At 46.6% G+C, this 26354-nt stretch carries 27 protein-coding genes; 16 read left to right on the forward strand and 11 right to left on the reverse strand.

Annotated elements, in window-relative coordinates; all coding sequences use genetic code 11:
* Positions 1 to 606 precede the first annotated feature (606 nt).
* Positions 607 to 1152, forward strand: a complete 546-nt coding sequence (locus tag HRQ85_RS24575) for a gamma carbonic anhydrase family protein (RefSeq protein WP_102432371.1) — start codon at positions 607 to 609, stop codon at positions 1150 to 1152.
* Here the strand turns inward: HRQ85_RS24575 and HRQ85_RS24580 are convergent.
* The 4 genes from HRQ85_RS24580 to HRQ85_RS24595 form a co-directional block, all read right to left on the reverse strand.
* Complete coding sequence (locus tag HRQ85_RS24580) at positions 1149 to 1418, reverse strand: DUF1488 domain-containing protein (protein ID WP_102432372.1); 270 nt, start codon at positions 1416 to 1418, stop codon at positions 1149 to 1151. The two genes, HRQ85_RS24575 and HRQ85_RS24580, sit on opposite strands and share 4 nt — an antisense overlap.
* An 18-nt stretch (positions 1419 to 1436) precedes the next feature.
* Entirely contained in the window at positions 1437 to 2267 is an 831-nt protein-coding gene (gene aroE, locus HRQ85_RS24585) for a shikimate dehydrogenase (protein WP_172380823.1), read from the reverse strand.
* Positions 2268 to 2344: 77 nt separating this feature from the next.
* Entirely contained in the window at positions 2345 to 3262 is a 918-nt protein-coding gene (hemF, locus tag HRQ85_RS24590) for an oxygen-dependent coproporphyrinogen oxidase (protein WP_172380824.1), read from the reverse strand.
* Positions 3263 to 3281: 19 nt separating this feature from the next.
* On the reverse strand, positions 3282 to 3839 hold the full coding sequence (locus HRQ85_RS24595; RefSeq protein ID WP_050642891.1) for an L-threonylcarbamoyladenylate synthase: 558 nt from the start codon (positions 3837 to 3839) through the stop codon (positions 3282 to 3284).
* A gap of 195 nt (positions 3840 to 4034) precedes the next feature.
* Between HRQ85_RS24595 and purE the strand changes: the two genes are divergently transcribed.
* Together purE and HRQ85_RS24605 are read left to right on the forward strand one after the other, a co-directional pair.
* Complete coding sequence (gene purE / locus HRQ85_RS24600; RefSeq protein WP_172380825.1) at positions 4035 to 4520, forward strand: 5-(carboxyamino)imidazole ribonucleotide mutase; 486 nt, start codon at positions 4035 to 4037, stop codon at positions 4518 to 4520.
* 5 nt (positions 4521 to 4525) lie between these two features.
* A complete protein-coding gene (locus HRQ85_RS24605; RefSeq protein ID WP_172380826.1) occupies positions 4526 to 5656 on the forward strand; it encodes a 5-(carboxyamino)imidazole ribonucleotide synthase in 1131 nt (376 codons plus the stop codon).
* Positions 5657 to 5745: 89 nt separating this feature from the next.
* On the opposite strand, the gene HRQ85_RS24610 is transcribed toward HRQ85_RS24605, so the two are convergent.
* The 4 genes from HRQ85_RS24610 to HRQ85_RS24625 are packed head-to-tail and all read right to left on the reverse strand — an operon-like array spanning position 5746 to position 9007.
* Positions 5746 to 6315 carry a DNA topoisomerase family protein gene (locus tag HRQ85_RS24610; protein ID WP_172380827.1) on the reverse strand — a complete coding sequence of 190 codons (570 nt, stop codon included), beginning with the start codon at positions 6313 to 6315 and terminating at the stop codon, positions 5746 to 5748.
* Positions 6316 to 6327: 12 nt separating this feature from the next.
* A complete protein-coding gene (locus HRQ85_RS24615; protein WP_172380828.1) occupies positions 6328 to 6804 on the reverse strand; it encodes a DUF494 family protein in 477 nt (158 codons plus the stop codon).
* Between the two features lie 2 nt (positions 6805 to 6806).
* Positions 6807 to 7919 (reverse strand): DNA-processing protein DprA, encoded by a 1113-nt coding sequence (dprA, locus tag HRQ85_RS24620; protein ID WP_172380829.1) that lies wholly within the window; start codon positions 7917 to 7919, stop codon positions 6807 to 6809.
* Positions 7916 to 9007, reverse strand: a complete 1092-nt coding sequence (locus HRQ85_RS24625; RefSeq protein WP_172380830.1) for a LysM peptidoglycan-binding domain-containing protein — start codon at positions 9005 to 9007, stop codon at positions 7916 to 7918. The genes dprA and HRQ85_RS24625 overlap by 4 nt, the downstream gene beginning before the upstream one ends.
* A gap of 140 nt (positions 9008 to 9147) precedes the next feature.
* On the opposite strand from HRQ85_RS24625, the gene def reads away from it, so the two are divergent.
* The 6 genes from def to HRQ85_RS24655 all read left to right on the forward strand — a co-directional run bounded on the left by def (position 9148) and on the right by HRQ85_RS24655 (position 15647).
* Positions 9148 to 9660: a peptide deformylase gene (gene def / locus HRQ85_RS24630; RefSeq protein WP_017058772.1), complete on the forward strand. Its 513-nt coding sequence runs from the start codon at positions 9148 to 9150 to the stop codon at positions 9658 to 9660.
* Between the two features lie 37 nt (positions 9661 to 9697).
* Complete coding sequence (gene fmt / locus HRQ85_RS24635) at positions 9698 to 10645, forward strand: methionyl-tRNA formyltransferase (RefSeq protein WP_017058773.1); 948 nt, start codon at positions 9698 to 9700, stop codon at positions 10643 to 10645.
* A 92-nt stretch (positions 10646 to 10737) separates the two neighbouring features.
* Positions 10738 to 12018 carry a 16S rRNA (cytosine(967)-C(5))-methyltransferase RsmB gene (rsmB, locus tag HRQ85_RS24640; RefSeq protein WP_050642886.1) on the forward strand — a complete coding sequence of 427 codons (1281 nt, stop codon included), beginning with the start codon at positions 10738 to 10740 and terminating at the stop codon, positions 12016 to 12018.
* 109 nt (positions 12019 to 12127) lie between these two features.
* Positions 12128 to 13504, forward strand: a complete 1377-nt coding sequence (trkA, locus tag HRQ85_RS24645; RefSeq protein ID WP_004735766.1) for a Trk system potassium transporter TrkA — start codon at positions 12128 to 12130, stop codon at positions 13502 to 13504.
* Positions 13505 to 13584: 80 nt separating this feature from the next.
* Complete coding sequence (locus HRQ85_RS24650) at positions 13585 to 15030, forward strand: TrkH family potassium uptake protein (protein WP_017077319.1); 1446 nt, start codon at positions 13585 to 13587, stop codon at positions 15028 to 15030.
* A gap of 26 nt (positions 15031 to 15056) precedes the next feature.
* The gene (locus tag HRQ85_RS24655) at positions 15057 to 15647 is read left to right on the forward strand and encodes a DUF3157 family protein (protein WP_172380831.1); all 591 of its coding nucleotides are present in this window, start codon (positions 15057 to 15059) and stop codon (positions 15645 to 15647) included.
* On the opposite strand, the gene trhA is transcribed toward HRQ85_RS24655, so the two are convergent.
* Together trhA and HRQ85_RS24665 are read right to left on the reverse strand one after the other, a co-directional pair.
* Positions 15644 to 16297, reverse strand: a complete 654-nt coding sequence (trhA, locus tag HRQ85_RS24660) for a PAQR family membrane homeostasis protein TrhA (RefSeq protein ID WP_086971960.1) — start codon at positions 16295 to 16297, stop codon at positions 15644 to 15646. The genes HRQ85_RS24655 and trhA overlap by 4 nt on opposite strands.
* Before the next feature lie 156 nt (positions 16298 to 16453).
* Positions 16454 to 17245: a sporulation protein gene (locus tag HRQ85_RS24665; protein WP_048610874.1), complete on the reverse strand. Its 792-nt coding sequence runs from the start codon at positions 17243 to 17245 to the stop codon at positions 16454 to 16456.
* Positions 17246 to 17528: 283 nt separating this feature from the next.
* Here HRQ85_RS24665 and HRQ85_RS24670 point away from each other — a divergent pair, with 283 nt between their 5' ends.
* The 6 genes from HRQ85_RS24670 (at position 17529) to HRQ85_RS24695 (ending at position 22647) form a co-directional block, all read left to right on the forward strand.
* Positions 17529 to 17696 (forward strand): hypothetical protein, encoded by a 168-nt coding sequence (locus tag HRQ85_RS24670; protein WP_004739323.1) that lies wholly within the window; start codon positions 17529 to 17531, stop codon positions 17694 to 17696.
* 131 nt (positions 17697 to 17827) lie between these two features.
* The gene (locus HRQ85_RS24675) at positions 17828 to 18091 is read left to right on the forward strand and encodes a YihD family protein (protein ID WP_009848104.1); all 264 of its coding nucleotides are present in this window, start codon (positions 17828 to 17830) and stop codon (positions 18089 to 18091) included.
* A gap of 326 nt (positions 18092 to 18417) precedes the next feature.
* Complete coding sequence (gene ccoG, locus HRQ85_RS24680) at positions 18418 to 19836, forward strand: cytochrome c oxidase accessory protein CcoG (protein WP_065584151.1); 1419 nt, start codon at positions 18418 to 18420, stop codon at positions 19834 to 19836.
* 73 nt (positions 19837 to 19909) lie between these two features.
* Entirely contained in the window at positions 19910 to 20896 is a 987-nt protein-coding gene (locus HRQ85_RS24685) for a serine/threonine protein kinase (RefSeq protein ID WP_172380847.1), read from the forward strand.
* Positions 20897 to 20951: 55 nt separating this feature from the next.
* Positions 20952 to 21551 (forward strand): thiol:disulfide interchange protein DsbA/DsbL, encoded by a 600-nt coding sequence (locus HRQ85_RS24690; protein WP_048610871.1) that lies wholly within the window; start codon positions 20952 to 20954, stop codon positions 21549 to 21551.
* A 139-nt stretch (positions 21552 to 21690) separates the two neighbouring features.
* A complete protein-coding gene (locus tag HRQ85_RS24695) occupies positions 21691 to 22647 on the forward strand; it encodes a DUF2860 domain-containing protein (protein ID WP_172380832.1) in 957 nt (318 codons plus the stop codon).
* Between the two features lie 63 nt (positions 22648 to 22710).
* Here HRQ85_RS24695 and HRQ85_RS24700 read toward each other — a convergent pair whose 3' ends face one another.
* Positions 22711 to 24234 (reverse strand): YifB family Mg chelatase-like AAA ATPase, encoded by a 1524-nt coding sequence (locus HRQ85_RS24700; RefSeq protein WP_172380833.1) that lies wholly within the window; start codon positions 24232 to 24234, stop codon positions 22711 to 22713.
* Positions 24235 to 24706: 472 nt separating this feature from the next.
* Here HRQ85_RS24700 and ilvG point away from each other — a divergent pair, with 472 nt between their 5' ends.
* Entirely contained in the window at positions 24707 to 26353 is a 1647-nt protein-coding gene (gene ilvG / locus HRQ85_RS24705; RefSeq protein WP_172380834.1) for an acetolactate synthase 2 catalytic subunit, read from the forward strand.
* Position 26354: the final 1 nt, after the last annotated feature.

Genomic DNA, 26354 nt, shown 5'->3' on the forward strand with positions numbered 1-26354 from the left:
TTCAATCTGAGCCATGATCAAACTCTTCAATTTAAGATTTTGTGACTCAACGAATACTGACTTCAAAACTAATATTCATGTAAACATGAACATGTAATTCTAAAGCTATTACCATTCCAACAGAATGATAATGAATTGACTGTGCCGAATAACTACAAGTAGTTAAACGTATTGGTCACTCAGTTCATTGAAATCAATTTTGTTACCGAAGTAACTGCTATTACCTAAGTAATAACGTTTTGATATTCATCAACGAGTGCCCACACAGATTGATAGGTTTAAATTGTTAAAGAGCTTTTCCTTTTTGAGCTTCGCTCAAATCGGACGGCCATTTTAGCGATTTAAGTTTTAGTGTCAACCACTATTTTCAAAACTTTTTTCAAGCGCTTAGCTTGGCTAATTTGACCTGCTGATTCGTTTTGGTTTCTTACGAAGCCTTCCCGTTTCAACGAGGTCGCATTATAGAGATTTCGATCACACTGGCAAGCCCTTTTTGAAGTTTTTCTTACTTTTTTGATTGTTCGAGCGTTTTTTGTTCAAAACACGCCATTTTCACTAGTATTCCTCTTAATTAAGGGCTTAAGGTGCCTATATAAAGGAGGATTTATGAGTTCAATACGCAGTTATAAAGGTATATCACCTCAGATCGGGCGAGACGTCTATATAGATACAAGTTCGGTACTGGTTGGTGATATCAAAATCGGTGACGACTCTAGCGTGTGGCCTTTGGTTGCAGCTCGAGGAGATGTAAACCACATTCATATTGGAGATAGAACGAATATCCAAGACGGCAGCGTTTTGCACGTCACCCATAAGAATGCAGAAAACCCTGAGGGTTATCCTCTATTAATAGGTAATGATGTCACTATCGGACATAAAGTAATGCTGCATGGCTGCACAATTGAAGATCGTGTACTTGTTGGCATGGGAGCTATCGTGTTGGATGGCGTGATTATCAAACAAGAAGTCATGATTGGTGCTGGTAGCTTAGTGCCGCCTAATAAGGTACTTGAAAGCGGTTACCTATATGTAGGAAGCCCAGTAAAACAAGCACGCCCATTAAATGATAAAGAGCGTGCCTTTTTACAGAAGTCCGCTGACAACTATGTTCAGAATAAAAACGACTATCTAGACTCTGTACTTCCAGTCTAAAGCGCTTTGATCTGAATCCGATTAGAGGAGTCATACTCCTCTTCTTCTATTAACTCTTCCGCTAGCTCTTCAATATCGAAACGTAACTCAGAAAAGATAACTAAAGCTTGATCGCCCTCTTTTATCTCTTTACCTGCCAATCGTGATAATTCTTCAATAGACATGACACATTCAATCAATGCGCCCGACTGTTGTGCAGGGAAGGTGATTGTTTGATTCTCTTCATTCCAATCTTGGATATCTGGAAATAGAATTGATTGATTCATTTTTTTATAAATACCTCATTACATCTCTAGGTTTTTACGTAATTCTCTTAAAATCTGTTTTGTTCCCGGACGAAGGCCACGCCAAAGCATAAAGCTCTCTGCAGCCTGCCCCACTAACATACCCAAACCATCATAAGCAGCATGAACACCGTTATCTAACGCCCACTGATTAAAGACTGTGGTTCCAGATCCGTAGACCATGTCATAAACGGCGCTGTTTGTATTAAAGATTACATCGGAAACTTCAGGGAGCTGACCGCTTAGACCTGATGAGGTCGAGTTAATAATGACATCAAAGCCATCATTAACATCACTTAGCCCCATACCTTTGATATTTCCATGCGACGAAAACATCTCAGCCAATAGTTCTGCTTTTGAACTGGTTCGGTTAGCGATCACCAACTGTTGTGGCTTTTGGTCGAGAAGAGGTTGAATCACCCCTCGAGCAGCACCACCAGCGCCAAGCAGAAGAACGCGAGCCCCTTCGAGCACAACTTGATGTTGAAGAAGGTCTTGAACTAAACCCTCACCATCGGTGTTATCACCAATTATCTCTCCATCATCGAGCTTCTTAAGTGTGTTTACAGCACCTGCTAGTTCAGCTCTTTCAGTCAGGCGACTAGCGAACTGATAAGCATCTTCTTTAAATGGCGCTGTGACATTACACCCTCTACCACCTTCACTAAAAAAAGCTTGAGCAGCAGTGATGAATTCACCTTGTTCTGGCTGGAGTGCTGTATAGGTAAGTTGTTGACTGGTTTGGCGAGCAAATAATGTGTGAATGAATGGCGATTTGCTCTGCCCAATAGGGTTACCGAAAACGGCATAACGATCTACTTGCTGTGTCATATCCTTACCTAACAGAAATAATAAAAAGGGTCATCTATATAGATGACCCTATCACTATCCCTATAAGGAAGGAAGAACTACCAAACTCGAGGCTTTAGGTAGTCGCTGTAAAGCAAAGCTTCTGGTGAACCCGCTTGTGGTTCGTAGCGATACTCCCAACGAGCCAACGGCGGCATCGACATCAATATAGACTCTGTGCGACCACCGCTTTGTAGACCAAATAGGGTGCCACGGTCATAGACTAAGTTAAATTCAACATAGCGACCACGACGATAAAGTTGGAAATCACGCTCGCGCTCACCATAAGGCGTCTCTTTGCGTCGTTCTACAATTGGTAAGTATGCGGCTGCGAAACCTTCACCGACCGCCTGCATATAAGCAAAGCTCTTTTCAAAGCCCCACTCGTTAAGATCATCAAAGAACAACCCACCCACACCACGTGTTTCATCTCTATGCGGAAGATAGAAGTACTTGTCACACCACTCTTTGTGCTCTTGATAAACATCATCTCCAAATGGCGCACAAAGATCTTTGGCTGTTTGATGCCAAGATTGGCAATCTTCATCGACAGGATAAAATGGCGTTAAGTCAAAACCACCACCAAACCACCAAATTGGGTCTTCCCCTTCTTTTTCTGCTATGAAGAATCGAACGTTCGCGTGTGAGGTAGGGATATATGGGTTTTTAGGGTGGATAACTAATGATACCCCCATCGCCTCAAACTTGCGTCCGGCTAATTCAGGGCGATGAGCGGTGGCTGAGGCTGGCATCGCCTTACCCGCTACGTGAGAGAAGTTAACCCCACCTTGCTCAAATACCACACCGTTGGTCATCACACGAGTTCGACCACCACCACCAAGGCGCTCGCCAGGCTCACGCTGCCATGCATCTTCTTCAAACAGTGCTGCGCCATCAGCTTGTTCAAGCTGCTGGCAAATCGAATCTTGTAGGCTCAGTAAAAACTGTTTTACTGCTTCTTTATCAATAGCTGACATCTTTCTTCCTCTGCAGGGTTTAACCCTGTCTTAATATTTTCGACGTTTTTGCATCTCTAATTTCGCTTGGCTTCTCACGGCCACCCGTTTGACCTTCTAAAATAGCCACCAAATGTTGGCCAAGTTGCAGCTGAACTTCTTCAGTTGTCATACAAGGCGGCTTGCCGGTCAGGTTAGCACTGGTAGAGGTTAACGGCTTACCAAACTCATTACACATTCTTTGAACCAAAGGGTGATCAGTCACTCGTACCGCGATGGAATCAAACTGACCACTTACCCAGTCAGTGACTTTGCTGCTGGTTGGCATAATCCAAGTCACCGGACCTGGCCATGTCGCTTTCACTGTTGCCAACTGCGCTTCCGTCAATTGGCTTTCATCAATGTAAGGTAACAGTTGCTCGTAGCTCGCAGCAATTAAGATCAACCCTTTCTCGATCGGTCGTTGTTTTAAGTCGAGTAATTTCTTGATGGCTTGTGGATTATCGGGATCACAACCGACCCCAAAAACGCCTTCAGTCGGGTAAGCAATGACTTCACCTTGTTGTAATGCCTGCAAAGTATGTTGAAAGTTATCCACGGGTTGCCTCATTAATTCAGTTATCTAACTCACTAAGTGTACAAATTATCATTCACTGTGACTAAAGCTATTTGTTTATAAAATGTATCAATTAACAACTTAGACTGACGCAAACGTTTTCCTTAGGCAATTTTACCCGTATAATGCGCGCAAAATATCTAATCACTAATTAAATCGTACCTGAAGGAGTTTGAGATGACTGTCGGTATTATCATGGGTTCTAAATCTGATTGGCCAACAATGAAGCTAGCTGCAGAAATGTTGGATCAGTTTGGCGTGGCGTACGAAACAAAAGTGGTTTCTGCTCACCGCACACCTCAGTTGCTTGCAGACTACGCAACCAGTGCGAAAGAGCGCGGTATTAAAGTGATTATTGCTGGTGCTGGCGGTGCAGCGCACCTTCCGGGCATGGCTGCTGCTTTCACAAGCGTACCAGTTCTGGGTGTTCCTGTTCAGTCTAAAGCACTGAAAGGCATGGACTCTCTACTTTCTATCGTACAGATGCCGAAAGGTATCGCGGTAGGTACTCTGGCTATCGGTGAAGCTGGTGCTGCTAACGCTGGCATCCTAGCCGCTCAAATCATTGGTACACACAATGACGAAGTGATGGCGAAAGTAGAAGCGTTCCGCTCTGAGCAAACAGAAACGGTTCTAGCTAATCCAAACCCTGCAGAGGACTAATTTCCATGCATGTTCTTGTGTTAGGCGCGGGCCAACTTGCTCGCATGATGTCCCTAGCTGGGGCACCGCTGAATATTGAAATTTCTGCTTTTGATGTTGGCAGCAAAAATATTGTTCACCCATTAACGCAAGCGATTCTAGGCAACGGCTTAGAAAATGCGATAAAGCGCGCGGACGTCATTACTGCTGAGTTTGAACACATCCCTCACGATGTACTTGAGGTATGTGAACGCAGCGGTAAGTTCTTACCGACAACAGAAGCAATCAAAGCCGGCGGTGACCGTCGCCTTGAAAAAGCTCTGTTAGACGAAGCAAACGTGAAAAACGCTAAGTACTACGTGATCAACTCTCGCGAAGACTTTGACGCTGCAATTGCTCACGTTGGCTTGCCAATGGTGTTGAAGAGTACACTTGGCGGCTACGACGGCAAGGGCCAATGGCGCTTAAAGACATTAGACAATGTTGACGCGACTTGGGCAGAAATGGCTGAGTGCATTGCCGCAACAGACAACCAAGCTATTGTGGCTGAAGAGTTTGTTCCGTTTGACCGCGAAGTATCACTGGTTGGTGCCCGTGGTATCAATGGCGAGATTCAAGTGTATCCGCTGGCTGAGAATGTTCACACCGACGGCGTGTTGAGCTTATCAACAGCCATTGACGACATTGAACTGCAAGATCAAGCGAAAACCATGTTTACTGCAGTTGCAGAACGTTTGGACTACGTTGGCGTGCTTGCACTTGAGTTCTTTGATGTTCAAGGTTCACTGTTGGTTAATGAGATTGCACCACGTGTTCATAACTCTGGCCACTGGACGCAACAAGGCGCTGAAACTTGTCAGTTTGAGAACCACCTGCGTGCCGTATGTGGTATGCCACTAGGCAGCACTAAACTGATTCGCCCAACCGCAATGATCAACATTCTTGGTGAAGATACCCTACCTGAAGCTATTCTGGCTCAAGGTGGTTGTCATGTTCATTGGTATGGCAAAGAGAAGCGTGCGGGTCGTAAGATGGGCCACATTAACGTGAGCGCTGACTACAACGCAGAGCTGCAAAGAACGTTATGTTCACTGGCAGACATTCTCGATAAGCAAGCCTACCCTGCTGTGCATGAATTTGCTGAGCAGATGAAGTAAGCCTACATTGGATTATTGATATAAAAGGTTCATTGGATATAGAAACGGCGCTCATTGAGCGCCGTTTTTTTTGTGTCTATAATATCGAGTTATTGAGATTGAATGTGGTGACACTTGCGATCAGCACATTTTTTCTTGGTACCACTGGCTGTTTTCTTCTCCAGTAACAGTGGGAACTGGCACTCTTCACAGCGACCTATAACTGGTTGTTGGTTAACTGCGAACTTACACTTAGGGTAGTTATCACACGCATAGAAGGTTTTGCCATAGCGAGATTTACGCTCAACCAAATGGCCTCTGCCGCACTCAGGACAAGCAACAAGTGGCTGCTCTTCAGGTTGTTCTTTCGGTTGATCCAAAGATTCGATGTGATTACACGTTGGGTAGCTGCTACAACCAATGAACATCCCAAAGCGGCCTTGCCTTAATACCAATTCGTTTTGGCATTTAGGACACGGAACGCCTAGCTCTTTCACTACGTGGCCATCGTTCTGATGCAGAGGCTTGATGTAATCACAGCTCGGATACTGCTTACAGCCTAAAAATGGGCCGTGCTTACCATGGCGAAGCTGAAGCTCCCCACCGCACTGTGGACATGGTTCATGCTCTAACGCATGTTCATGTGCTGAAAAAAGCTGATTATCAATCTTACTACTCATGACAAGCCTGTATTAATGCAAGATACCTTGCTCTTTGGTATACAACAGCTCTTCCATTTGCGTGTAAGCACTTTCATTACCCGGCACATTAAATAGCACCATTAAGATAATCCATTTCAGATCATCCAATTCAAATTCGCTCGTCTCAAGCCCCATCACACGATCAATCACCATTTCACGAATCTCTGTCGTGAGCACGTTGATCTGCTCAAGGAACAATAAGAAGCCTCGACACTCCATATCAATCCGTGAAATCTCTCGATTGGTATAAACACGCATCGAGGTATTGGAGCACATAGTAATCGCCGCTTGGTTGTCGGTATCTTGCAGTGCAGCAAGATCTTCTAACCAATGGAGGGCCTTATAAATATCATCTTGGTGAAACCCTGCTCGAAGAAGCTCATCTTCCAGCTCATCTTGATCCACCTGCAATTCAGAATCGCTATGGATGTAGGTTTCAAACAAGTACATCAGTATGTCCATCATCATAGCTAGCCTCTCCCCTTTCGAATATAGCCACCGGAAACTGCAACAACATGCCCTGAGAGCTCAAGCTCTAAAAGCTGCATCATGACCTCATGCACAGGTATATGGGTTCTCTGTGCCAAAATATCAACGGGTGTCGCCTCTAATCCTACGTTAGCTAACAGCTGTGGAAATGGCAATTGTTCATTTTCACTCTTGTTCGGCGTAGGTTCGAACAAACTGGGCTGCTGATCTATAGACCAGTCTAACAGACTCTTTATTTCAATTAGAACATCTTGAGCGCTCTGTACCAAACATGCCCCAGCCTTAATTAAACTGTTGCCCCCGCGACTGGTTGGGTTATGAATCGAACCGGGAAGCGCAAACACTTCGCGACCTTGCTCCATCGCATAACGCGCCGTAATCAGAGAACCACTCTTTTCTGCCGCTTCCACCACCAAGGTTCCTAACGACAAGCCACTTATAATACGGTTACGACGGGGAAAATGTTCAGGTCTTGGTTTAGCGCTTGGGCGGAATTCTGAGATCAGAGCGCCATTCTCACAAATTCTATCCGCTAGATTTCGGTGACGTGCAGGGTAAATGGAGTCTAAGCCTGAGCCCAACACAGCAAAAGTTTCCCCTCCTTTATCTAAAGCACCATCATGAGCATAACCATCAATACCGAGCGCTAAGCCACTGGTGACAATCAAACCGTTTTGGACGAACTCTTTGGCGAAGGACTTCGCGGTTTGCAACCCTTCGAGACTGGCGTTACGACTGCCAACCATAGCGATTTGAGGCTCAATCAGTTTTTCAACATGACCTTTAACGAAAAGCACGCTTGGCGCGGAGGCGGTCTCATTCAGCAGTTTGGGATAATGCGAGCAATTAGGGGTAATGATGTGATGGTTGGGCTGCCTCGATTGCCACGCCAGGCAAGCCTCCACTTCTCTAGGGGCTTGCTGTCTTAAGTAGGATATTTGCTTGGCTGACAAACCAATCGCTTGCAGCTGTTGGCTGGAGTAACCAACAATATTAGATGGGGAATCAACACTCAGCAGACGAGAAAGGCGCTTACCACCGAGTTGCGGAACAAAGCTCAGCGAGAGCCAAGCGATCAGTTTTTGCTCATTCACTCGGTGCCCTTAACCTCTTCCGTCAACGCAAGGTCTAAAGGCGATACCGCCAGAATATCATTGCTAACCGGCTTAGAGCTTCGAGTGATCAACGCCAAGCTAAAATACTCGTAAGGGCGAATAACCATCAAACTTCCGAGTGAGGTACTTGGCAATTGCACCTTATCGCTCGCTGCTGATTCTTTATAGCTGTATTCACCTTGCTTACCAAACACCACAGCTCCGCTTTCACTGAGCGTAAACATAGAGCCCTGGCGAAGGTTGTCTTGCGAGCCTTTGTTGATAACAACCACCTGATTCTTTGCACTGTATTGGCTGCCATCTAATGAACCCAAGATATTAGCAAACTGCCCCGCAGCACTAGGCGCTGGATAAAATGTGGTTGAGAGCTTCACCTGATCAACGCCAAGCTCTGGTAACACGAGGTCATTAAGTAACACCTCTTGCAGTTGAGTCTCTATCTGTAAACTACTGAACTCAGCATCCACCTCTTTCAGGCGCGCCGTGGCGACCAAACGCAACGAGGTCATACTCGCTTGAGGTTGCTGTCGCTGGTAAGTTTCGACAGAACGGTAAATACCCCACTTGGGATGCTGCTGACTACCAGAGATAAACAACCGGTCTTCACCCGATAAGAATCTCTTTCCATCACTCGTCCCTAACACTCGTTGAGCCGATTGAATGTCTTGCTGTTCAACCAAGCGATCAGATTGTAGGTAAGGAAGAACCAATCCTTCATTGACGGTTGGCACCGCTTTCTTCTCCGAGACACGAATCTTAGGGCTCAGCTTGATAACCGGTTTAAGACTCAATACCGGCTCACCATTAATCCAAACCAAAGACAGTTTATCTCCGGGATATATAAGATGAGGGTTTTCTATTTCAGGGTTTACCTGCCATAACCTTGGCCACAACCACGGGCTATCAAGATACATCGCAGATATGTCCCATAAGGTATCGCCCTTTACCACCACATACGCCTCAGGTGCGCCCTGCTTAATGGTTAAAGGTTGAGCGCTATTTTCAGCCGTAGCGGCGAACGAAAGCGAGGCACAAACAAGAGAAAAAATGGGAGAAAAATGACGCATGACCTAGGTTCCTTGGTCTGAATATATGACATCTGATTTGAGAATTACCTTCAGGATGCTGTCATTTGACCTCTAAAATGTCTAGAATTGAGCCAACAAGGTTTAAGCTGTTTCGGCACAGTTCAATATTTCGAGTGTATATGTCTGTATTACAAGTATTAACATTACCAGATGATCGTCTACGTACCGTGGCGAAACCGGTAAAAGAAGTTACCCCAGAGATTCAAAAGTTCGTTGATGACATGATTGAAACCATGTACGACGAAGAAGGTATCGGCCTTGCGGCAACGCAAGTAGATTTCCACCAACGCATCGTTGTTATCGATATTTCAGAAACACGTGATGAGCCAATGGTGCTTATCAACCCTGAAATTACTGAGAAGCGCGGCGAAGATGGAATCGAAGAAGGCTGCCTATCTGTACCAGGCGCTCGAGCTCTAGTACCTCGCGCTGCAGAAGTAACGGTTAAAGCATTAGACCGTGACGGCAACGAATTCACATTCGACGCTGACGACCTTCTGGCTATCTGTGTTCAGCACGAACTTGACCACCTAGAAGGCAAGTTGTTTGTTGATTACCTATCGCCACTAAAGCGTAAACGTATCCAAGATAAGCTAGCGAAGATCAAACGTTTCAACGAGAAACAAGGTTAATAACCGCTGCTATTACTAAATTAGAAGGAAGCCTACCTTGAGTCAGTCTTTAAGAATTGTCTTTGCAGGTACTCCGGATTTCGCCGCCCGTCACTTGGCGGCGTTGTTGTCTTCGGAGCATGAAGTTGTTGCTGTTTACACACAGCCAGATCGCCCAGCAGGCCGCGGTAAAAAACTCACTGCGAGCCCAGTAAAAAACATCGCACTTGAAAACAATATTCCGGTTTACCAACCAGAAAACTTCAAGTCAGATGAGGCTAAGCAAGAGCTAGCTGAATTGAACGCTGACATCATGGTGGTTGTCGCTTACGGCTTATTGCTTCCGCAAGTTGTATTAGATACGCCTCGCTTGGGTTGTATCAACGTGCATGGTTCAATCCTGCCACGCTGGCGTGGTGCTGCTCCGATTCAACGCTCTATTTGGGCGGGTGATAAAGAGACAGGCGTGACGATCATGCAGATGGATATCGGCCTAGATACTGGCGACATGCTAAGTATCGCGACGCTGCCTATCGAAGCGACAGATACTAGCGCATCGATGTACGAGAAGTTAGCGGGCCTTGGCCCTGATGCGCTTGTTGAATGTCTAGCGGACATCGCTTCTGGCAAAGCAGTTGCAGAAAAGCAAGACGATGAGCTTGCGAACTACGCGAAGAAGCTAAGCAAAGAAGAAGCGCGTATCAACTGGAGTGATGAAGCTGCGCATATTGAGCGCTGCGTTCGTGCCTTCAACCCATGGCCAATGAGCCACTTTGAAGCTGCTGAGAACAGCATTAAAGTATGGCAAAGCCGTGTGGCAGAGCAAACTTCTGATAAGCCTGCAGGTACCATTCTGCAAGCGGATAAAACTGGTATCTACGTAGCAACAGGGCAAGGCGTACTTGTTCTTGAACAGCTGCAAGTTCCAGGTAAAAAAGCCATGTCAGTTCAGGATATCTTGAACTCACGTGCAAGCTGGTTTGAAGTTGGTACTCAACTTTCTTAATCCGCTTTTAAAGCTGTTAATTACGCAGCTTAGAAAACCTTTACGAGGGCAGAGATGCCCTCATGTATTCAAATAAATATTCGGTACCCCTCATGAATGTTCGCGCTGCTGCTGCAAATGTCCTATTCCAAGTTGTCGATAAAGGCCACTCTCTTTCACACGCTCTCCCTGCGGCTCAAAAAACGATCCGTCCGCGAGACCATGCTCTACTGCAAGAGATTTGCTACGGCGCACTTCGTTACCTGCCTCGCTTAGAGTCAATCGCTAACGAACTGATGGAAAACTCGCTTAAAGGTAAAAAGCGCGTATTCCACCACCTGATCTTAGTAGGCATTTACCAGTTGAGCTTTATGCGCATTCCTTCGCATGCTGCCGTTGCTGAAACAGTTGAAGCAACCAAAACACTGCGCGGCCCAAGCCTGAGTGGTTTGATCAACGCAGTACTTCGCAGCTATCTGCGCGATCAAGAAGAGCTAGATGAGAAAGCCGTTAGCCACAATGCGGGCAAATACAGCCATCCAAGCTGGATCCTAAAAATGCTTCAAGAGAGCTACCCAGATCAGTGGGAGCAATTGGTTGAAGCAAACAACAGCAAGGCACCAATGTGGCTACGCGTAAACCGCCAACACCACACTCGTGACGAGTATGTTGAACTGCTTAAAAACGAAAACATTGAATACACATTGCACCCAGAAGCAGCTGATGCCATAAAATTAGCTGCACCTTGTGATGTTACTTTGCTTCCTGGCTTCGACAGAGGTTGGGTATCAGTGCAAGACGCTGCCGCTCAGCTTTCGGTTGATTACCTAACACCAAAAGATGGTGAGCTGATCCTAGATTGTTGTGCTGCACCAGGTGGTAAAACGGCACATATTCTTGAGCACACTCAAGATACTGAAGTGGTTGCGATTGACTGCGACATCAAACGTCTAGACCGCGTTTACGATAACCTTGAGCGTCTACAACTGCGTGCCGACGTAATTTGTGGTGATGCTCGCTACCCTGAAGAGTGGTGGATGGGTGATAAGTTCGACCGTATCCTACTTGATGCACCTTGTTCAGCGACAGGCGTAATTCGCCGTCACCCTGATATCAAGTGGTTACGTCGTGCATCTGATATTGATGCGCTGGCTGAACTGCAAAGCGAAATTATGGATGCAATGTGGCGTCAGCTGAAAGAAGGCGGCACCATGGTTTATGCGACATGTTCTATCACGCCGCAAGAAAACGTGCTGCAAGTGAAGGCATTCCTAGCACGTACTGAGAACGCAACGCTGGTTGGGTCTGATATCGAAAATCCGGGTCGTCAAATACTACCTGGAGAAGAAGATATGGATGGCTTCTACTACGCAGTTCTAGTAAAACAGGCATAACAACTAACAGCGGCTAAGAATTTATTTCTTAGCCGCTGTTTCTTTCTAGTGCATTATCAAAACAAAGTTAGATAACTAGAATTACCACGGTAAAGAAAAGAGAAAGGCTATGAAGATCATTATCCTAGGTGCTGGACAAGTTGGCGGTACCCTTGCTGAAAACCTGGTTGGTGAAAACAACGACATCACCATTGTCGACCGTAACGCTGACCGACTTCGTGAACTTCAGGATAAGTACGACCTTAGGGTTGTAAACGGTTATGCCAGCCACCCAAACACACTACGTGAAGCGGGTGCGCAAGATGCCGACATGTTGGTTGCTGTAACCAACATGGATGAAACCAACATGGCTGCGTGTCAGGTTGCTTTCTCTCTTTTCAATACGCCGAACCGAATTGCTCGTATTCGTTCTCCTCAATACCTAGAAGAGAAAGAAGCGCTATTCAAATCAGGTGCCATCCCAGTCGATCATCTAATTGCACCCGAAGAGCTAGTGACCAGCTACATCGAGCGCCTGATTCAATACCCAGGCGCACTGCAGGTTGTGAGCTTTGCTGAACAAAAAGTGAGCCTAGTAGCAGTAAAAGCCTACTACGGTGGTCCACTGGTTGGTAACGCACTGTCTGCTTTGCGTGAGCACATGCCGCACATCGATACCCGTGTTGCCGCTATTTTCCGTCAAGGTCGCCCTATTCGCCCACAAGGCACTACCATCATTGAAGCCGATGATGAGGTTTTCTTCGTCGCAGCAAGTAACCACATCCGCTCAGTAATGAGTGAGCTGCAGCGCCTAGAGAAACCGTACCGCCGCATCATGATTGTCGGTGGTGGTAACATTGGTGCAAGCTTGGCAAAACGCCTTGAGCAGAGCTACAGCATCAAGCTTATCGAGCGCAGCTACACTCGTGCCGAGAAGCTGTCTGAAGAATTAGAAAACACCATCGTCTTCTGTGGCGATGCGGCAGACCAAGAGTTGCTGACCGAAGAGAACATCGATCAAGTGGACGTATTCATTGCCCTAACCAATGAAGATGAAACCAACATCATGTCAGCCATGCTGGCGAAGCGAATGGGTGCCAAGAAGGTAATGGTACTGATTCAGCGTGGTGCTTACGTCGACCTTGTTCAGGGTGGTGTGATTGATATTGCTATCTCTCCACAGCAAGCGACCATTTCTGCGCTGCTTACTCACGTTCGTCGTGCTGATATCGTAAACGTATCCTCTCTACGCCGCGGCGCTGCAGAGGCGATCGAAGCCATTGCTCACGGTGACGAAACCACATCTAAAGTGGTTGGCCGAGCGATTGGCGACATCAAACTACCACCGGGCACCACTATTGGTGCGATTGTTCGCGGAGAAGAAGTACTTATCGCGCACGATAGAACCGTAATCGAACAAGATGACCACGTAGTGATGTTCCTAGTGGACAAGAAATACGTACCAGATGTTGAGTCTCTATTCCAACCGAGCCCGTTCTTCTTATAGCCTTGTTCTCGTAAGCTTGTTCTCACAACCTTCTTCTTGTGAGAATGATGCTCCGGCTCAAAGCGATGGTCTATTAAGCTATGGTCAACTTTCGTCCGATATTATTAGTGATAGGGTTAGTGTTATCAAAACTAGCCCTTTTCATGTACATCCCTACATTGGTTGCCTTTTTCACAGGCACCGGTGGCTTCCTCGAGTTTGGTCAATCGGTAGTGATCACGCACATTGTGGCGTTCATCTGCTTGAGTTTAGGCCGTTCAGCTAAGTTCCGACTTGGGGTGCGGGACATGTTCCTCATCACCTCTCTGGTATGGACGATAGCCAGTGCCTTTGCCGCACTGCCGTTTGTCTTCATCAACCACATCAGCTTCACTGACGCCTATTTTGAAACCATGTCTGGTATCACTACAACAGGCTCAACCGTATTAAGCGGCTTAGACAGCATGGCACCAAGTATTCTGTTGTGGCGTTCTATACTGCAATGGTTAGGTGGCATCGGCTTCATCGTTATGGCGGTAGCGGTTCTGCCAATGCTCAACGTCGGTGGCATGCGCCTCTTCCAAACCGAATCATCAGATTGGTCAGATAAAAGCAGCCCACGAGCGAAAACGGTCGCCAAGAACATCGTGGCGGTTTATCTGGTTCTGACTGGCTTGTGCATCATTAGCTATCTCTTTGCAGGCATGGGCATCTTTGACGCGATCAATCATGCCTTCACAACACTGTCTACGGGTGGTTACTCAACATCAGATGGCTCGATGAACCACTTCTCTAACAGTGCTCACTGGGTGGGAACTCTGTTCATGTTCCTTGGTGGTCTGCCGTTCCTACTGTTCGTTAGCGCACTGCGTGGCAGAAAACTCTCAATTCTATACAAAGATGCGCAAGTGAGAGGCTTCACCTATCTATTCTTGGTCACCAGTGCCGTGATATCGACATGGTTGGTGGTTAGAGATGGCTACACAGTCATGGATGCGATGCGTGTTTCGATGTTCAACATTGTGTCCGTAGTTACCACTACCGGTTTTGGCTTAGAAGACTTCACCGCGTGGGGCGCTTTGCCTACCACGCTGTTTGCCTTTTTAATGATGGCGGGCGCGTGCTCAGGTTCAACCTCTGGCGGTATCAAAATCTTCCGCTTCCAGATCGCGATGACCATGCTCCATAAGCAAATGATGAAACTGATTCACCCGTCGGGTGTGTTTGTTCAACGCTATAACCAACGCCCCGTAAATGACGACATTGTGCGTTCACTGGTCGCATTTGGTTTGATGTTCTTTATTACGATTATCCTAATTGCAGGCGGCTTGAGCGCGATGGGACTTGATCCCGTGACCAGTATATCTGGCGCTATCACAGCCGTTGCCAACGTTGGTCCTGGTATGGGCAGCGTGATCGGTCCAACCGGGAACTTTGCTCCACTGCCCGACGCCGCTAAATGGTTGCTAAGCTTAGGAATGCTGATGGGGCGACTTGAGATATTGACGCTCATTGTTCTATTTTTCCCAGCCTTTTGGCGACGCTAACCAAGCACAAAATCAAGGAAACACAGATGAAATCATACGCACTTCTCGCTGGCGCATTGCTCGCAAACTCAGTATTCGTAAGTTCTGCCTTTGCTGATCAAATGGTCACATTGCCTGATGGCAAACAAGTGTTACTCAAAGATGATTTTACTTGGCAATACGTGGCACCTAAGCAAACGGAAGCAGCAGCGACAACATCAGAGATCGCAGTGCCTGTTTCAGCAGCCCCTGTCGTAGCCGTACCTGTCGCAACGAACACGCGTGGCACTACGATTGTGGTTAATAGTAAAAAGCCAAGCTTACAGCTCTCTCAGTCAGGAGTGGATGTTGTACTGGGTGCCAGTCGCTATGAAGATGGTGAGCTTATCATTCCGACAGCCATCACCAACCAAGGCACTCAAGCAGTCATTTTGGTATCACTTAACATCAGTGTGTTTACTGCAGAAGGTGAGTTGTTGGCAGAAGAAGAAGTTGCTGTGTGGAAATCAATCAAACGAATGGCCGACACATATCTGCGACCAAAGACGGGTGAAGAAGGCAAGCTAATCAAGCTCGACCTAGAACAACACCCTGAATATCAGATTAAAGCTGAGATTACTGAGGTACTGGCTCGCTAAACCGGAGTCACGTACAAATAGATAGCGAAGAAATGGCAAGCGCAGCCCGCCAAAACAAACAAGTGCCAGATGGCGTGGTTGTAAGGGATGCGTTTTGCCACATAGAAAATAACACCCAACGAGTAGATCACGCCACCGAGCGCCAATAACACCAAGCCGCCTATCTCGATATTCATCGCCAGTTGATACACCACAATCAACGACAGCCAGCCCATAGCTAAATAAATGAACAGTGATAGGCGCTTAAATCGGTAGACGAAGGCAATCTTCATGATGATACCGACCAGCGCAATTCCCCAAATAACCGCCATCAAGCCCATCGCCAGTGGGGTTCTTAAACCAACCAATAAAAACGGGGTGTAGCTACCTGCGATGAGTAAGTAAATTGCACAGTGATCGAGGGTTTTTAATAAACGCTTGGTTTTTTCTGTGGTGATCGAGTGATAAAGCGTTGAAGCAAGAAAGAGCAGGATAATGCTGCTGCCATAGATTGCCATACTGGCAACCGTCAACATGTCGGCTTGGTAATCAAACGCGCGAATCAACAACAAGATCAGACCAACCACGCCAAGCACGACGCCCAAGCCATGGGTTATCGCGTTAGCGCGTTCTTCGATATCGCTGTATTCGCTAGCTGATGATGCAGACATGAGTATCCTACTAGAGTAAATGTTCAATTGACCTAGTATTGCACATTAAGCTTACACGTGTAAGCTTAAATTTATATGACATCTTTTATGACATTAATGACGCCTAAACTGTGTGATGAGGCTAGGCTCTCTAAAGCTAAAGAACCAAAGAGCCAACTAAGAGGCGCTATCTAGATATTCAAGTACCATCTTGCCGGCTTCTTCCGGTGAGGTATCCAATGGCACACTCAATTGACGCTGTAGCTGACCCACTCCCAATAAGCTCGCCAACATGCCTTTGGCACCGTCGCGATTGCGGTCTATCTCAAACCACAACTTAAGCTCAGTTTCATCACGATGAGCTACAACCTCAAGCTCACGCCAACGGCCATGATAAGGACCCGTCGTCGGAACAAACTCGAACTCTTGTACAAATGGCAGTTCAAAGCCTTCTACCGCTTCACACTCAACTTGGCGAATGCGTAGCCCTTGAGCTTCAAGTTCGTTGAAAATACCATCGAGGAGTGCGTCAGGGCGCACCGTTAAGATGTCTTTATCCGATGGATCAATCGCCATCGCAATATCGAGCCCGGTTTCTAGCCACACCTTTGAATCACCAATCGTGACTGGTGTATTCAGCGGGACATCAAACTCACATTCAAAATCACGGGTTTCACCCGGCTGAATAACAAAGGCATACGGCAGGCTCCATTTGGCCAACGAGTATGTCTGGTGCATTCGACGTGTTTGACCGCCCTCTTGCCTTTGCGAATTCATGGTAACTTCTTTGACGTAACGACAGCACAAGTTGAGATCGATGTTGTCGATCTCTTGTGGCTGAGCGCCACCATAGACATGCACAATAATGCTCGCCTTCTTGCCTGGATAAAGCACTTCCTGTTGCAATACCGAATCCACCTTGGCAGATCCAATTCCAAAACTTGCTAACGTTTTCTTTAAGAACGACATATGCACCTCCTTTAAAGCATCATCTTAAGCCTGAAAGAGGTTCAAACTCAAATATACTGCTCACACTATTTTAGCTCTAATATCGTCTATTTATCACTCAGGCGTCGATCGATAAGTTAGATAGTGATAATCTAAGCCTTGATATGCATGCATATCATTATCCTGATTTATTCTTCGGATTGGCGAAAGCCAGACGAGTGACGCTTCAAGCAATTGAGGTGGAGCTCATGGTAAATCAGGCCATTAGATTGGCAATGGATATGCCTGACCGTTAGGTAAATTAATGCGCCCAACAGCTGTCAGGTTCTCGCACACCAACCGTAGTGCGATGCGTCGTCGTAGTGGCTTTGTTGCTGCTCCAACGGCTAAGAAACTGGCTCCTACAATGACTCTAGTTGAGAAGACTGCTTTATTAGCACCGACTACAACGAAAGTGATTAAAGCCGCTTAACAAAAAGCGCAGTTTTTACTGCGCTTTTTTCTTGCCCGCTCCCATCTTGAAATGTGTTTACACATTGGTATTCCCTACCCGATTTGATACCTTAGCCACAAATCATTATAAAATTTGTGGAGAAATAAAGTATGAAGTGTCACCGCATTGAAGAACTGCTTGAACTGATGGAGCCTGAGTGGCAGAAAGATCAAGAGCTTAACCTATTAGAGTTCATCATTAAGCTATCAAAAGAAGCGGGCTACCAAGGCAAGCTTGAAGAACTGACTGACGATGTTCTTATCTACCACCTAAAAATGCGCAACAGCGAAAAAGATGAAATGATCCCAGGCCTGAAAAAAGACCAAGAAGATGATTTCAAAACCGCAATTCTAAAAGCACGCGGCCTTCTTTAGTCGCCCGTTTGTTTAGAACTCAATTGCCGTATAGATAAAATACTCAATTTTAAAAAGCGACCACCAGGTCGCTTTTTTGTTTCTGTTCGCTATTTTTTCGTCACAACTGTTATGACTTTTGTTGTTAAAGGTTGATAGCGTTAAAGAAATGAGAACAAGATTGTCGCTATAATCGCCATCCATAAGAATCTTCTAAAATAATAAGAGTGAGTGCGATAACAACAAATGCACCAAGCTCAATTTCAACAGGTTCTCTAAACCATACTTTCAAGTAATGTCGTCATGCCCGACTTAACCGGGCAAACAAGCCACAAAAAGGATAGTCCATGAGTCAGGATAAAATCGATATCAAAGATGTGACTCCTAAAACCTTTAACCCAAAAACACATAAAGGTAATGGAGATCGATTTAACCCAAGTAACCGAATCTATGTTCGAGAAAGCAAAGGTAAATTCCAACAACTGCGTCGCTATGGCGGTTGGTTCTTACTTTTACTTTTTGCGCTTATCCCATGGATTCCCTTTGGTGAACGCCAAGCGATCTTGCTCGATATCGGCAGCCAACAGTTCAACTTCTTTGGCACCACCTTATACCCGCAAGATCTGACCCTACTCGCGATCCTATTTATGATTGCCGCGTTTGGCCTGTTCTTCATAACCACCTTCTTAGGCCGTGTCTGGTGTGGCTATTTATGCCCGCAAACCGTCTGGACCTTCATGTACATCTGGTTCGAAGAGAAACTGGAAGGTGCTGCCAATAAGCGAAGAAAACAAGACTCGGGCAAACTGACGAGCAATTTAATCCTCAGAAAAACCCTCAAACACATTGCGTGGTGGGCGATTGCCATTGCAACTGGCTTAACCTTTGTTGGTTACTTCATCCCAATCAAAGAGTTAGTGGTTGGCTTCTTTACCTTTAACTCATCTTTCTGGCCAGTGTTTTGGGTACTGTTCTTTGCTGGGTGTACGTATGCCAATGCGGGTTGGATGCGTTCAATTGTTTGTCTGCACATGTGTCCTTACGCACGTTTCCAGTCGGCAATGTTCGATAAAGACACCTTCATTGTTGGTTACAACACAGAACGTGGTGAAAGCCGTGGCCCTCGCTCTCGTAAAGCTGACCCAAAAGAGCTTGGTCTAGGCGACTGTATTGACTGTAACCTGTGTGTTCAAGTGTGCCCAACGGGGATTGATATCCGTGATGGCCTACAATACGAGTGTATTAACTGCGGCGCGTGTATTGATGCCTGTGACAACACCATGGAGCGTATGGGCTACGAGAAAGGCCTGATTAACTACACTACCGAGCACAGACTTGAAGGTCACTCGACCAAGGTAATGCGTCCTAAGCTATTGGGCTATGGCGCCATCTTGATCGTGATGTTGGGCTTGTTCTTCGCCCAAATCGCGAGCGTTGATCCTGCCGGCCTGAGTGTTCTACGCGATAGAAACCAGCTGTTCAGAGTCAATAACCAAGGCTTGGTTGAAAACACCTACACCTTGAAAGTGATCAACAAGACTCAACAAGAGCAAGAGTACAAACTCGATGTTAGCGGACTGCCCGATTCAATCTGGTATGGTAAACAGACGATTACTGTCGATCCAGGCGAGGTTTTGAACCTACCTATCAGTTTAGGCGCCGACCCAGAAAAACTGAGCTCACCAGTTTCGACAATTCAGTTTATACTCTCGGATAATGAAGAGTTTACGATGGAAGTCGAAAGCCGCTTTATCAAGAAGCTCTGATACCCGCACCTTAGTGCTTGGTATAACAACCCAATAAATGGAAAAAGGCTCAGTAATGAGCCTTTTTTATTCTATGACGATGCAAGCCTTTAACTTTGATAACCTGACTCCTGACTTCATGTGGTACGCATTGGAGAGCATCGGGGTTCGCGCTGAATCCGGGCTTCTCGCTCTCAACAGTTACGAAAACCGTGTCTATCAGTTCACCGATGAAGACCGTAAGCGCTACGTCGTTAAGTTTTATCGTCCGCAACGCTGGAACAAAGCACAGATCCAAGAAGAGCATGACTTCGCACTCGAGCTTATCGAACAAGAGATGCCGGTTGCGCCTCCAATGCGAATCAACGGTGCAACCTTACATGAATACCAAGGCTACCTATTTGCACTATTTGAAAGTGTTGGCGGCAGACAGTATGAGGTGGATAACCTAGACCAATTGGAAGGCGTTGGACGTTTTCTTGGACGTATTCACAAAGCCAGCGCAGGAAAGACATTCCAACATCGCCCGACCATCAGCTTAGATGAATACCTTTATCAGCCACGTAAGATTCTAGAGAACTCTCAGTTTATCCCGACGCACCTAGAAAATGCCTTCTTCAATGACGTTGACCTTCTGATCAAAGAGCTAGAGAGCCAGTGGCCGAGCAACATTGAAAATATCCGCCTGCATGGTGACTGCCACCCTGGCAATATCTTGTGGCGCGATGGGCCAATGTTCGTCGACCTTGATGACGCACGAAACGGCCCTGCGATACAAGATCTGTGGATGCTGCTTAATGGCGAACGCCAAGATAAGCTGATGCAACTGGATATTTTGCTCGAGAGTTACCAAGAATTTTGCGATTTTAATACCGCACAACTGAAACTAATCGAACCACTACGCGGTCTACGTATGGTGCATTACATGGCATGGTTGGCGAAACGATGGCACGATCCTGCGTTTCCTCTGGCCTTCCCGTGGTTTAATGATCCGAAATATTGGGAGCAACAAGTACTTGCTTGTAAAGAGCAAATTGCTACCCTGCAAGAGCCACCACTTTCGTTAATGCCTCAGTGGTAACAGCAATCGCAACATACAACTAGATAAAAATTCAAACATAATGGAGATTGGATAAATGAAAAAGCTATTCGCATTTTTCTCATTGATCATGTTGAGCCTTTCAGCTCACGCTGCGAAATTTAACGAAGGTGAACACTACAAAGTTCTCGACCTAGAAGCATCAAAAAAACCAATGGTGACAGAGTTCTTCTCTTTTTACTGCCCACACTGTAATAGCTTTGAGCCAATCATCCAGCAGCTAAAACAACAGCTACCTAAAGACGCTAAGCTACAGAAGAACCATGTTTCATTCATGGGTGGCAACATGGGTCTGCCAATGAGCAAAGCTTACGCGACCATGATTGCACTGAAAGTTGAAGACAAAATGGTGCCAGTGATGTTTAACCGCATCCACACCATGAACAAGCCACCACGTGATGAAGAAGAACTGCGTCAAATCTTCCTAGACGAAGGCGTTGATGCGAAGAAGTTCGATGCTGCGTATAACGGCTTTGCAGTAGATTCTATGGTTCGTCGCTTCGACAAAGCATTCAAAGACAGCGGCCTTTCAGGTGTACCCGCTGTTGTGGTTAACAACCGCTACCTAGTAGAAGCTCAAGGTATCAACTCTCTTGATGAGTACTTCGAGCTGGTGAACTTCTTATTGAAGAAGTAAGTCATTGATGAAAGGAAGCTTCGGCTTCCTTTTTTTTGCTTGTTCAAAAATCATCATTGATAAATAATTAACCTGGAAGTTTAAAGCTTTACTGCTACTAATAACCCGTCCTAAGAACCGGTGGGCAAGGAGCCCTTGAATGAAAATAAAAATAACTCTCTTGGCATTGAGCGTTGCGGCTTCTCCCGCCTTTGCCAAGCTTGCAGACCAACAAGGTTTCAGTGGTGAAATCTCTATCAATACCGGGGTTGCCTCTTCCACCTCAAACTTTAATACCGATGCTGATAGCAATCTTTCATCTAAAGATCAGAAGGCTTCTTCAGAAAGCTCGTTTCTTGTCGCCCCTTTAGGAAGTGTTGCTTATACCTTTGGTGAGAAGCTAAATCACCAGGTTTACACGGGTACCGCTCGTGATGACGTAGCTACGGGTACTGTTGTGCTAGAGGTTGGTTATAAATACCAGCTTGAGTCTGGGATGGTGATCGACGCTTCACTGCTACCAACCATTATGTCAGGTGAGACCTGGGCTGATCCGTACAACACCACATCAGCTCGCACAAAGACAGATGAAACTGGCAATGCCTTTCGTTTGAAGCTTAGCAGCATTGCGGGTTCAGCTTTCTCGCTAGACATGGCCTATGCGACCAAAGATGTCGACAAGGATGATATTCAAGAGCAAGAGCTCAAACGAGATGCCAATACGCTCTACTTGAAAGGTCAGTATCGCCTGCCACTCAGTCGTACCATGATGTTGATTCCATCCGTAATCTATCAAACACGTGATGCAGATGGTAAAGCTGAGTCTTACGACCAATTCGGTGGTGAGGTAAGCTTATTTGGTGGCATGGGGCGTCACCAGTACGCACTAACAGCGGGTTACAACCAACGCTCTTACGATGCCAGCAACCCGATCTACGATAAGAAACGCAGCGACGACAATATCAACCTATTCGCCGCCTACGAGTATGACCAATTCATGGATTGGGAAAACTGGTCGTTCGTCTCCCTTGCAGGTTACGGCACTAGCGATTCCAACATCACCTTCTACGACGAGTCTCAATACATCGTTTCAGTTGGCCTGAACTACAAGTTCTAACCTTAGCGAGTATGAACTGCTATCCAACGAAAGCCTGCATCTAAGCAGGCTTTTTTTTGCTTGCTAGACAGCTTGAGCCGTGAGTTGTTTCAACAATCGATCCATCGCGCGATAGCCAAGCGCTTCCGATAGATGTTTCTTTTCGATCTGCTCGTTACCGTCAAGGTCGGCAATGGTTCGTGCCACCTTAATGATTCGATGATAAGCACGAATCGACAGACCCAGTCGGTGCAACGCCGTTTCCAGAAACTCCGCATCCTCACGCCTTAACGGGCAATACTTCTCAATTTCTCGGCTACCTAACAGTGCATTCGATTTATGGTTGCGAGATAGCATCAACTCTCGCGCCTGCCTGACCCTTTGCTTAACTACTTGAGTGGTTTCACCGCGATCACCACCCTCAGCGAGCATGCCTTTAGGAAGCAATGGGATCTCTAACGACATATCGAATCTATCCAATAACGGCCCTGATAGTCGATTGAGGTAACGCAGTATGATCTGTGGGTTGGCGCGCGCCTGATTTCCTTCGTAGTAGCCCGTTGGACTGGGGTTGAGTGCACCGACTAACTGAAAACGAGCAGGGAAACGAGTCTTGCCCGCAACACGAGAGATAATGATTTCACCAGACTCTAGCGGCTCTCGCAGTGAATCAAGCACCTTGCGCTCAAACTCCGGCATCTCATCCAAGAACAATAAGCCGTTATGCGCCAAGGAGATCTCTCCGGGGCGAGGCACTGAGCCACCACCTACCAATGCTGCCATCGAACTGGAATGGTGTGGGGAGCGAAAAGGTCGTTGCTTCCAGTTGTATTGATTGATCTCTTGTTGCGTTAACGAGGCCACCGACGCGGTTTCCATCGCCTCGTCATCACTCATTTCAGGTAGCAAGTCACGCAATCGAGAAGCGAGCATGGTCTTGCCGGTTCCGGGCGGGCCAAGAAACAATAAGTTGTGATTCCCAGCAGCAGCGATCTCCAGAGCTCGCTTGCCTTGTTGTTGGCCGATAATATCTTGTAAGTCGCGAAGCTCTGAGACATCAGCCTGATGATGCTCTGTTCTATATAGGCCAAGCTGAGCCTGTCCACACATGTCAGCGCAAACCTCCAACAAGGTTTGTGCAGACTTATGCGCTCCCTTGCCCACCAGCGCAGCCTGATCACCGTTATGGTGTGGGACAACTAAACTTCGTTCGACACTATCGGCGGCTAACGTCGCTGGCAACACACCCTTTATTGAGCGTAATTCTCCTGACAACGCCAACTCACCGATGAATTCATGCTGAGCTATTTTTGATGTCGGAAGCTGATCAGATGCGACTAAAATTCCAAGCGCGATGGGCAAGTCGAAACGGCCCCCTTCTTTGGGTAAATCGGCAGGGGCGAGGTTGACCGTGATTCTTTTTGATGGAAACTCAAAGCGAGAATTGATGATCGCGCTTCTCACTCGATCTTTAGATTCCTTGACCGTTGTTTCAGGCAGACCCACCAACGTAAAACCAGGCATTCCGTTGCTTATATGCACCTCAACGGTTACTTCTGGCGCCTCTACACCCACACTAGCTCGGCTATGAATTATCGCGAGTCCCATAACTTTCCTTTGTCTTTGATTTAAAAGTATTCGCTCTGGATATTCGTTGCTCACCAAAGCTATAAGGTTGTTATATAGCTTGGTGGAATGGTGTTTTAATGTGAAAAAAGAATGACATTTTCCTTGTCATGCGGCAGATTTGTGTGATAACACTAGAGATGTAGACATTTACTGAAGACAATAAACGAGAAAACTCGAATATTATGATTTTTAACGCTCGCATTTACGCACTGATTAACCTGATTATCGTAGTCATTATTAAGACTGCGCGGGGGCGAGTGGGAAGAAAGTAACCACGAATTAGAAAAAACCCCCGCACTGACAAGTCCGGGGGTTTTTTCTAATTTAAACATTCGATTTTTATATTTTTGAGCATTTTCGGCTTTGCCGATTTACAGGAAGAATGGGAGCACAAGATGTGCAGAGACAAAGGAAACAGTTACCAAAATAAAGGTAATACGGGAGAATTCCGATGAAAGGCGCAGAACTAGTCGTATCCGCACTCAAGCAACAAGGAATTGAGACCGTATTTGGTTACCCAGGTGGTGCCATCATGCCAATCTACGATGCACTCTATGACGGCGGGGTTGAACATATCCTATGTCGCCATGAGCAAGGCGCCGCTATGGCCGCGATCGGCATGGCTCGTGCAACACAAGATGTCGCTGTTTGTATGGCAACGTCTGGCCCAGGTGCTACCAACCTAGTCACTGGCCTTGCTGATGCCTTTATGGACTCTATCCCAATGGTTGCCATCACAGGTCAGGTTGCAAGTTCCCACATTGGTACCGATGCATTCCAAGAAATGGATGTGATTGGTATGTCTCTGTCATGTACTAAACACAGCTACCTAGTAACTGATATTGAAGATCTAGCTCCAACCCTCGCTGAAGCATTTGTGGTAGCAAAGTCTGGCCGTCCTGGCCCAGTTATAGTCGATATCGCTAAAGACGTTCAACTAGCAGAAGCACCTGTTAATACTCTTCCTGAATTTACTCCACCCGCAATTCCTGTTTCGACAACTGATGCCATTGAACAGGCACAGTACTTTTTGTCTCAAGCAACCCGTCCTGTTTTATACGTAGGTGGTGGTGTTCAACTTGCTAAAGCAACCGATGCGGTTCGTGAGTTTTTACGCCTTAACCCAATGCCAGCAGTAAGCACACTGAAAGGCTTGGGCACTATCGAACGTGACGACCCACACTACCTTGGCATGCTGGGTATGCATGGCACTAAAGCCGCTAACCTTGTGGTTCAAGAGAGTGACCTACTGATTGTTGTTGGTGCTCGTTTTGATGACCGAGTAACGGGCAAACTCGATACCTTTGCGCCGCATGCTAAGGTTATCCATATCGATATCGATGCCGCTGAGTTCAGCAAGCTGCGTCTTGCCAATGCGCCAATTCGCGGTGACATCAACAAGATCATGCCTCAACTAGAGCTAAGCCAAGACATCTCCTCTTGGGTTCACCACTCTGAAGGCCTTCGTAGCTCATTCAAATGGCGTTACGACCACCCTGGCGATCTGATTTTTGCTCCCCTGCTGTTGAAGCAACTTTCAGACATGATGCCAGCAAGCTCTATGGTTTCGACTGATGTCGGCCAACACCAAATGTGGGCAGCTCAGCACATTCAGCCGCGCGATCCACAGAACTTCATTACCTCTGCCGGTTTAGGCACCATGGGCTTTGGCTTGCCAGCTGCAATGGGTGCATCGGTTGGGCGTCCTGATGACCAATCTATACTTATCTCAGGTGACGGCTCGTTCATGATGAACATTCAAGAGCTTGGTACATTGAAGCGTCGTCAGATCCCAGTGAAGATGGTACTGCTTAATAACTCTCGCTTGGGCATGGTTCGCCAATGGCAATCGCTGTTCTTTGATGGCCGCCACAGTGAAACTATCTTGGATGACAACCCTGATTTCGTGATGCTCGCGAAAGCGTTCGATATCCCGGGCAAAACCATCACTCGTAAAGAAGAAGTAGAACCAGCATTGAAAGAGATGCTAGAGAGCAAAACCGCTTACCTACTTCATGTTCTTATCGATGAAGAAGAAAACGTATGGCCACTAGTACCGCCAGGTGCTTCAAACAGTGAGATGTTGGAGAACACATAAC

This window comes from Vibrio sp. Vb339 (assembly GCF_902751245.1).
Lineage (GTDB): Bacteria > Pseudomonadota > Gammaproteobacteria > Enterobacterales > Vibrionaceae > Vibrio > Vibrio coralliirubri.

Bases quoted from the DNA above. Each gene is read 5' to 3' on its own strand.
- HRQ85_RS24575 (WP_102432371.1), top strand. From the start codon at position 607: ATGAGTTCAATACGCAGTTATAAAGGTATATCACCTCAGATCGGGCGA.
- HRQ85_RS24580 (WP_102432372.1), bottom strand. From the start codon at position 1,418: ATGAATCAATCAATTCTATTTCCAGATATCCAAGATTGGAATGAAGAG.
- aroE (WP_172380823.1), bottom strand. From the start codon at position 2,267: ATGACACAGCAAGTAGATCGTTATGCCGTTTTCGGTAACCCTATTGGG.
- hemF (WP_172380824.1), bottom strand. From the start codon at position 3,262: ATGTCAGCTATTGATAAAGAAGCAGTAAAACAGTTTTTACTGAGCCTA.
- purE (WP_172380825.1), top strand. From the start codon at position 4,035: ATGACTGTCGGTATTATCATGGGTTCTAAATCTGATTGGCCAACAATG.
- HRQ85_RS24605 (WP_172380826.1), top strand. From the start codon at position 4,526: ATGCATGTTCTTGTGTTAGGCGCGGGCCAACTTGCTCGCATGATGTCC.
- HRQ85_RS24610 (WP_172380827.1), bottom strand. From the start codon at position 6,315: ATGAGTAGTAAGATTGATAATCAGCTTTTTTCAGCACATGAACATGCG.
- HRQ85_RS24615 (WP_172380828.1), bottom strand. From the start codon at position 6,804: ATGATGATGGACATACTGATGTACTTGTTTGAAACCTACATCCATAGC.
- HRQ85_RS24625 (WP_172380830.1), bottom strand. From the start codon at position 9,007: ATGCGTCATTTTTCTCCCATTTTTTCTCTTGTTTGTGCCTCGCTTTCG.
- def (WP_017058772.1), top strand. From the start codon at position 9,148: ATGTCTGTATTACAAGTATTAACATTACCAGATGATCGTCTACGTACC.
- rsmB (WP_050642886.1), top strand. From the start codon at position 10,738: ATGAATGTTCGCGCTGCTGCTGCAAATGTCCTATTCCAAGTTGTCGAT.
- trkA (WP_004735766.1), top strand. From the start codon at position 12,128: ATGAAGATCATTATCCTAGGTGCTGGACAAGTTGGCGGTACCCTTGCT.
- HRQ85_RS24650 (WP_017077319.1), top strand. From the start codon at position 13,585: ATGGTCAACTTTCGTCCGATATTATTAGTGATAGGGTTAGTGTTATCA.
- HRQ85_RS24655 (WP_172380831.1), top strand. From the start codon at position 15,057: ATGAAATCATACGCACTTCTCGCTGGCGCATTGCTCGCAAACTCAGTA.
- trhA (WP_086971960.1), bottom strand. From the start codon at position 16,297: ATGTCTGCATCATCAGCTAGCGAATACAGCGATATCGAAGAACGCGCT.
- HRQ85_RS24665 (WP_048610874.1), bottom strand. From the start codon at position 17,245: ATGTCGTTCTTAAAGAAAACGTTAGCAAGTTTTGGAATTGGATCTGCC.
- HRQ85_RS24670 (WP_004739323.1), top strand. From the start codon at position 17,529: ATGCGCCCAACAGCTGTCAGGTTCTCGCACACCAACCGTAGTGCGATG.
- HRQ85_RS24675 (WP_009848104.1), top strand. From the start codon at position 17,828: ATGAAGTGTCACCGCATTGAAGAACTGCTTGAACTGATGGAGCCTGAG.
- ccoG (WP_065584151.1), top strand. From the start codon at position 18,418: ATGAGTCAGGATAAAATCGATATCAAAGATGTGACTCCTAAAACCTTT.
- HRQ85_RS24685 (WP_172380847.1), top strand. From the start codon at position 19,910: ATGACGATGCAAGCCTTTAACTTTGATAACCTGACTCCTGACTTCATG.
- HRQ85_RS24690 (WP_048610871.1), top strand. From the start codon at position 20,952: ATGAAAAAGCTATTCGCATTTTTCTCATTGATCATGTTGAGCCTTTCA.
- HRQ85_RS24695 (WP_172380832.1), top strand. From the start codon at position 21,691: ATGAAAATAAAAATAACTCTCTTGGCATTGAGCGTTGCGGCTTCTCCC.
- HRQ85_RS24700 (WP_172380833.1), bottom strand. From the start codon at position 24,234: ATGGGACTCGCGATAATTCATAGCCGAGCTAGTGTGGGTGTAGAGGCG.
- ilvG (WP_172380834.1), top strand. From the start codon at position 24,707: ATGAAAGGCGCAGAACTAGTCGTATCCGCACTCAAGCAACAAGGAATT.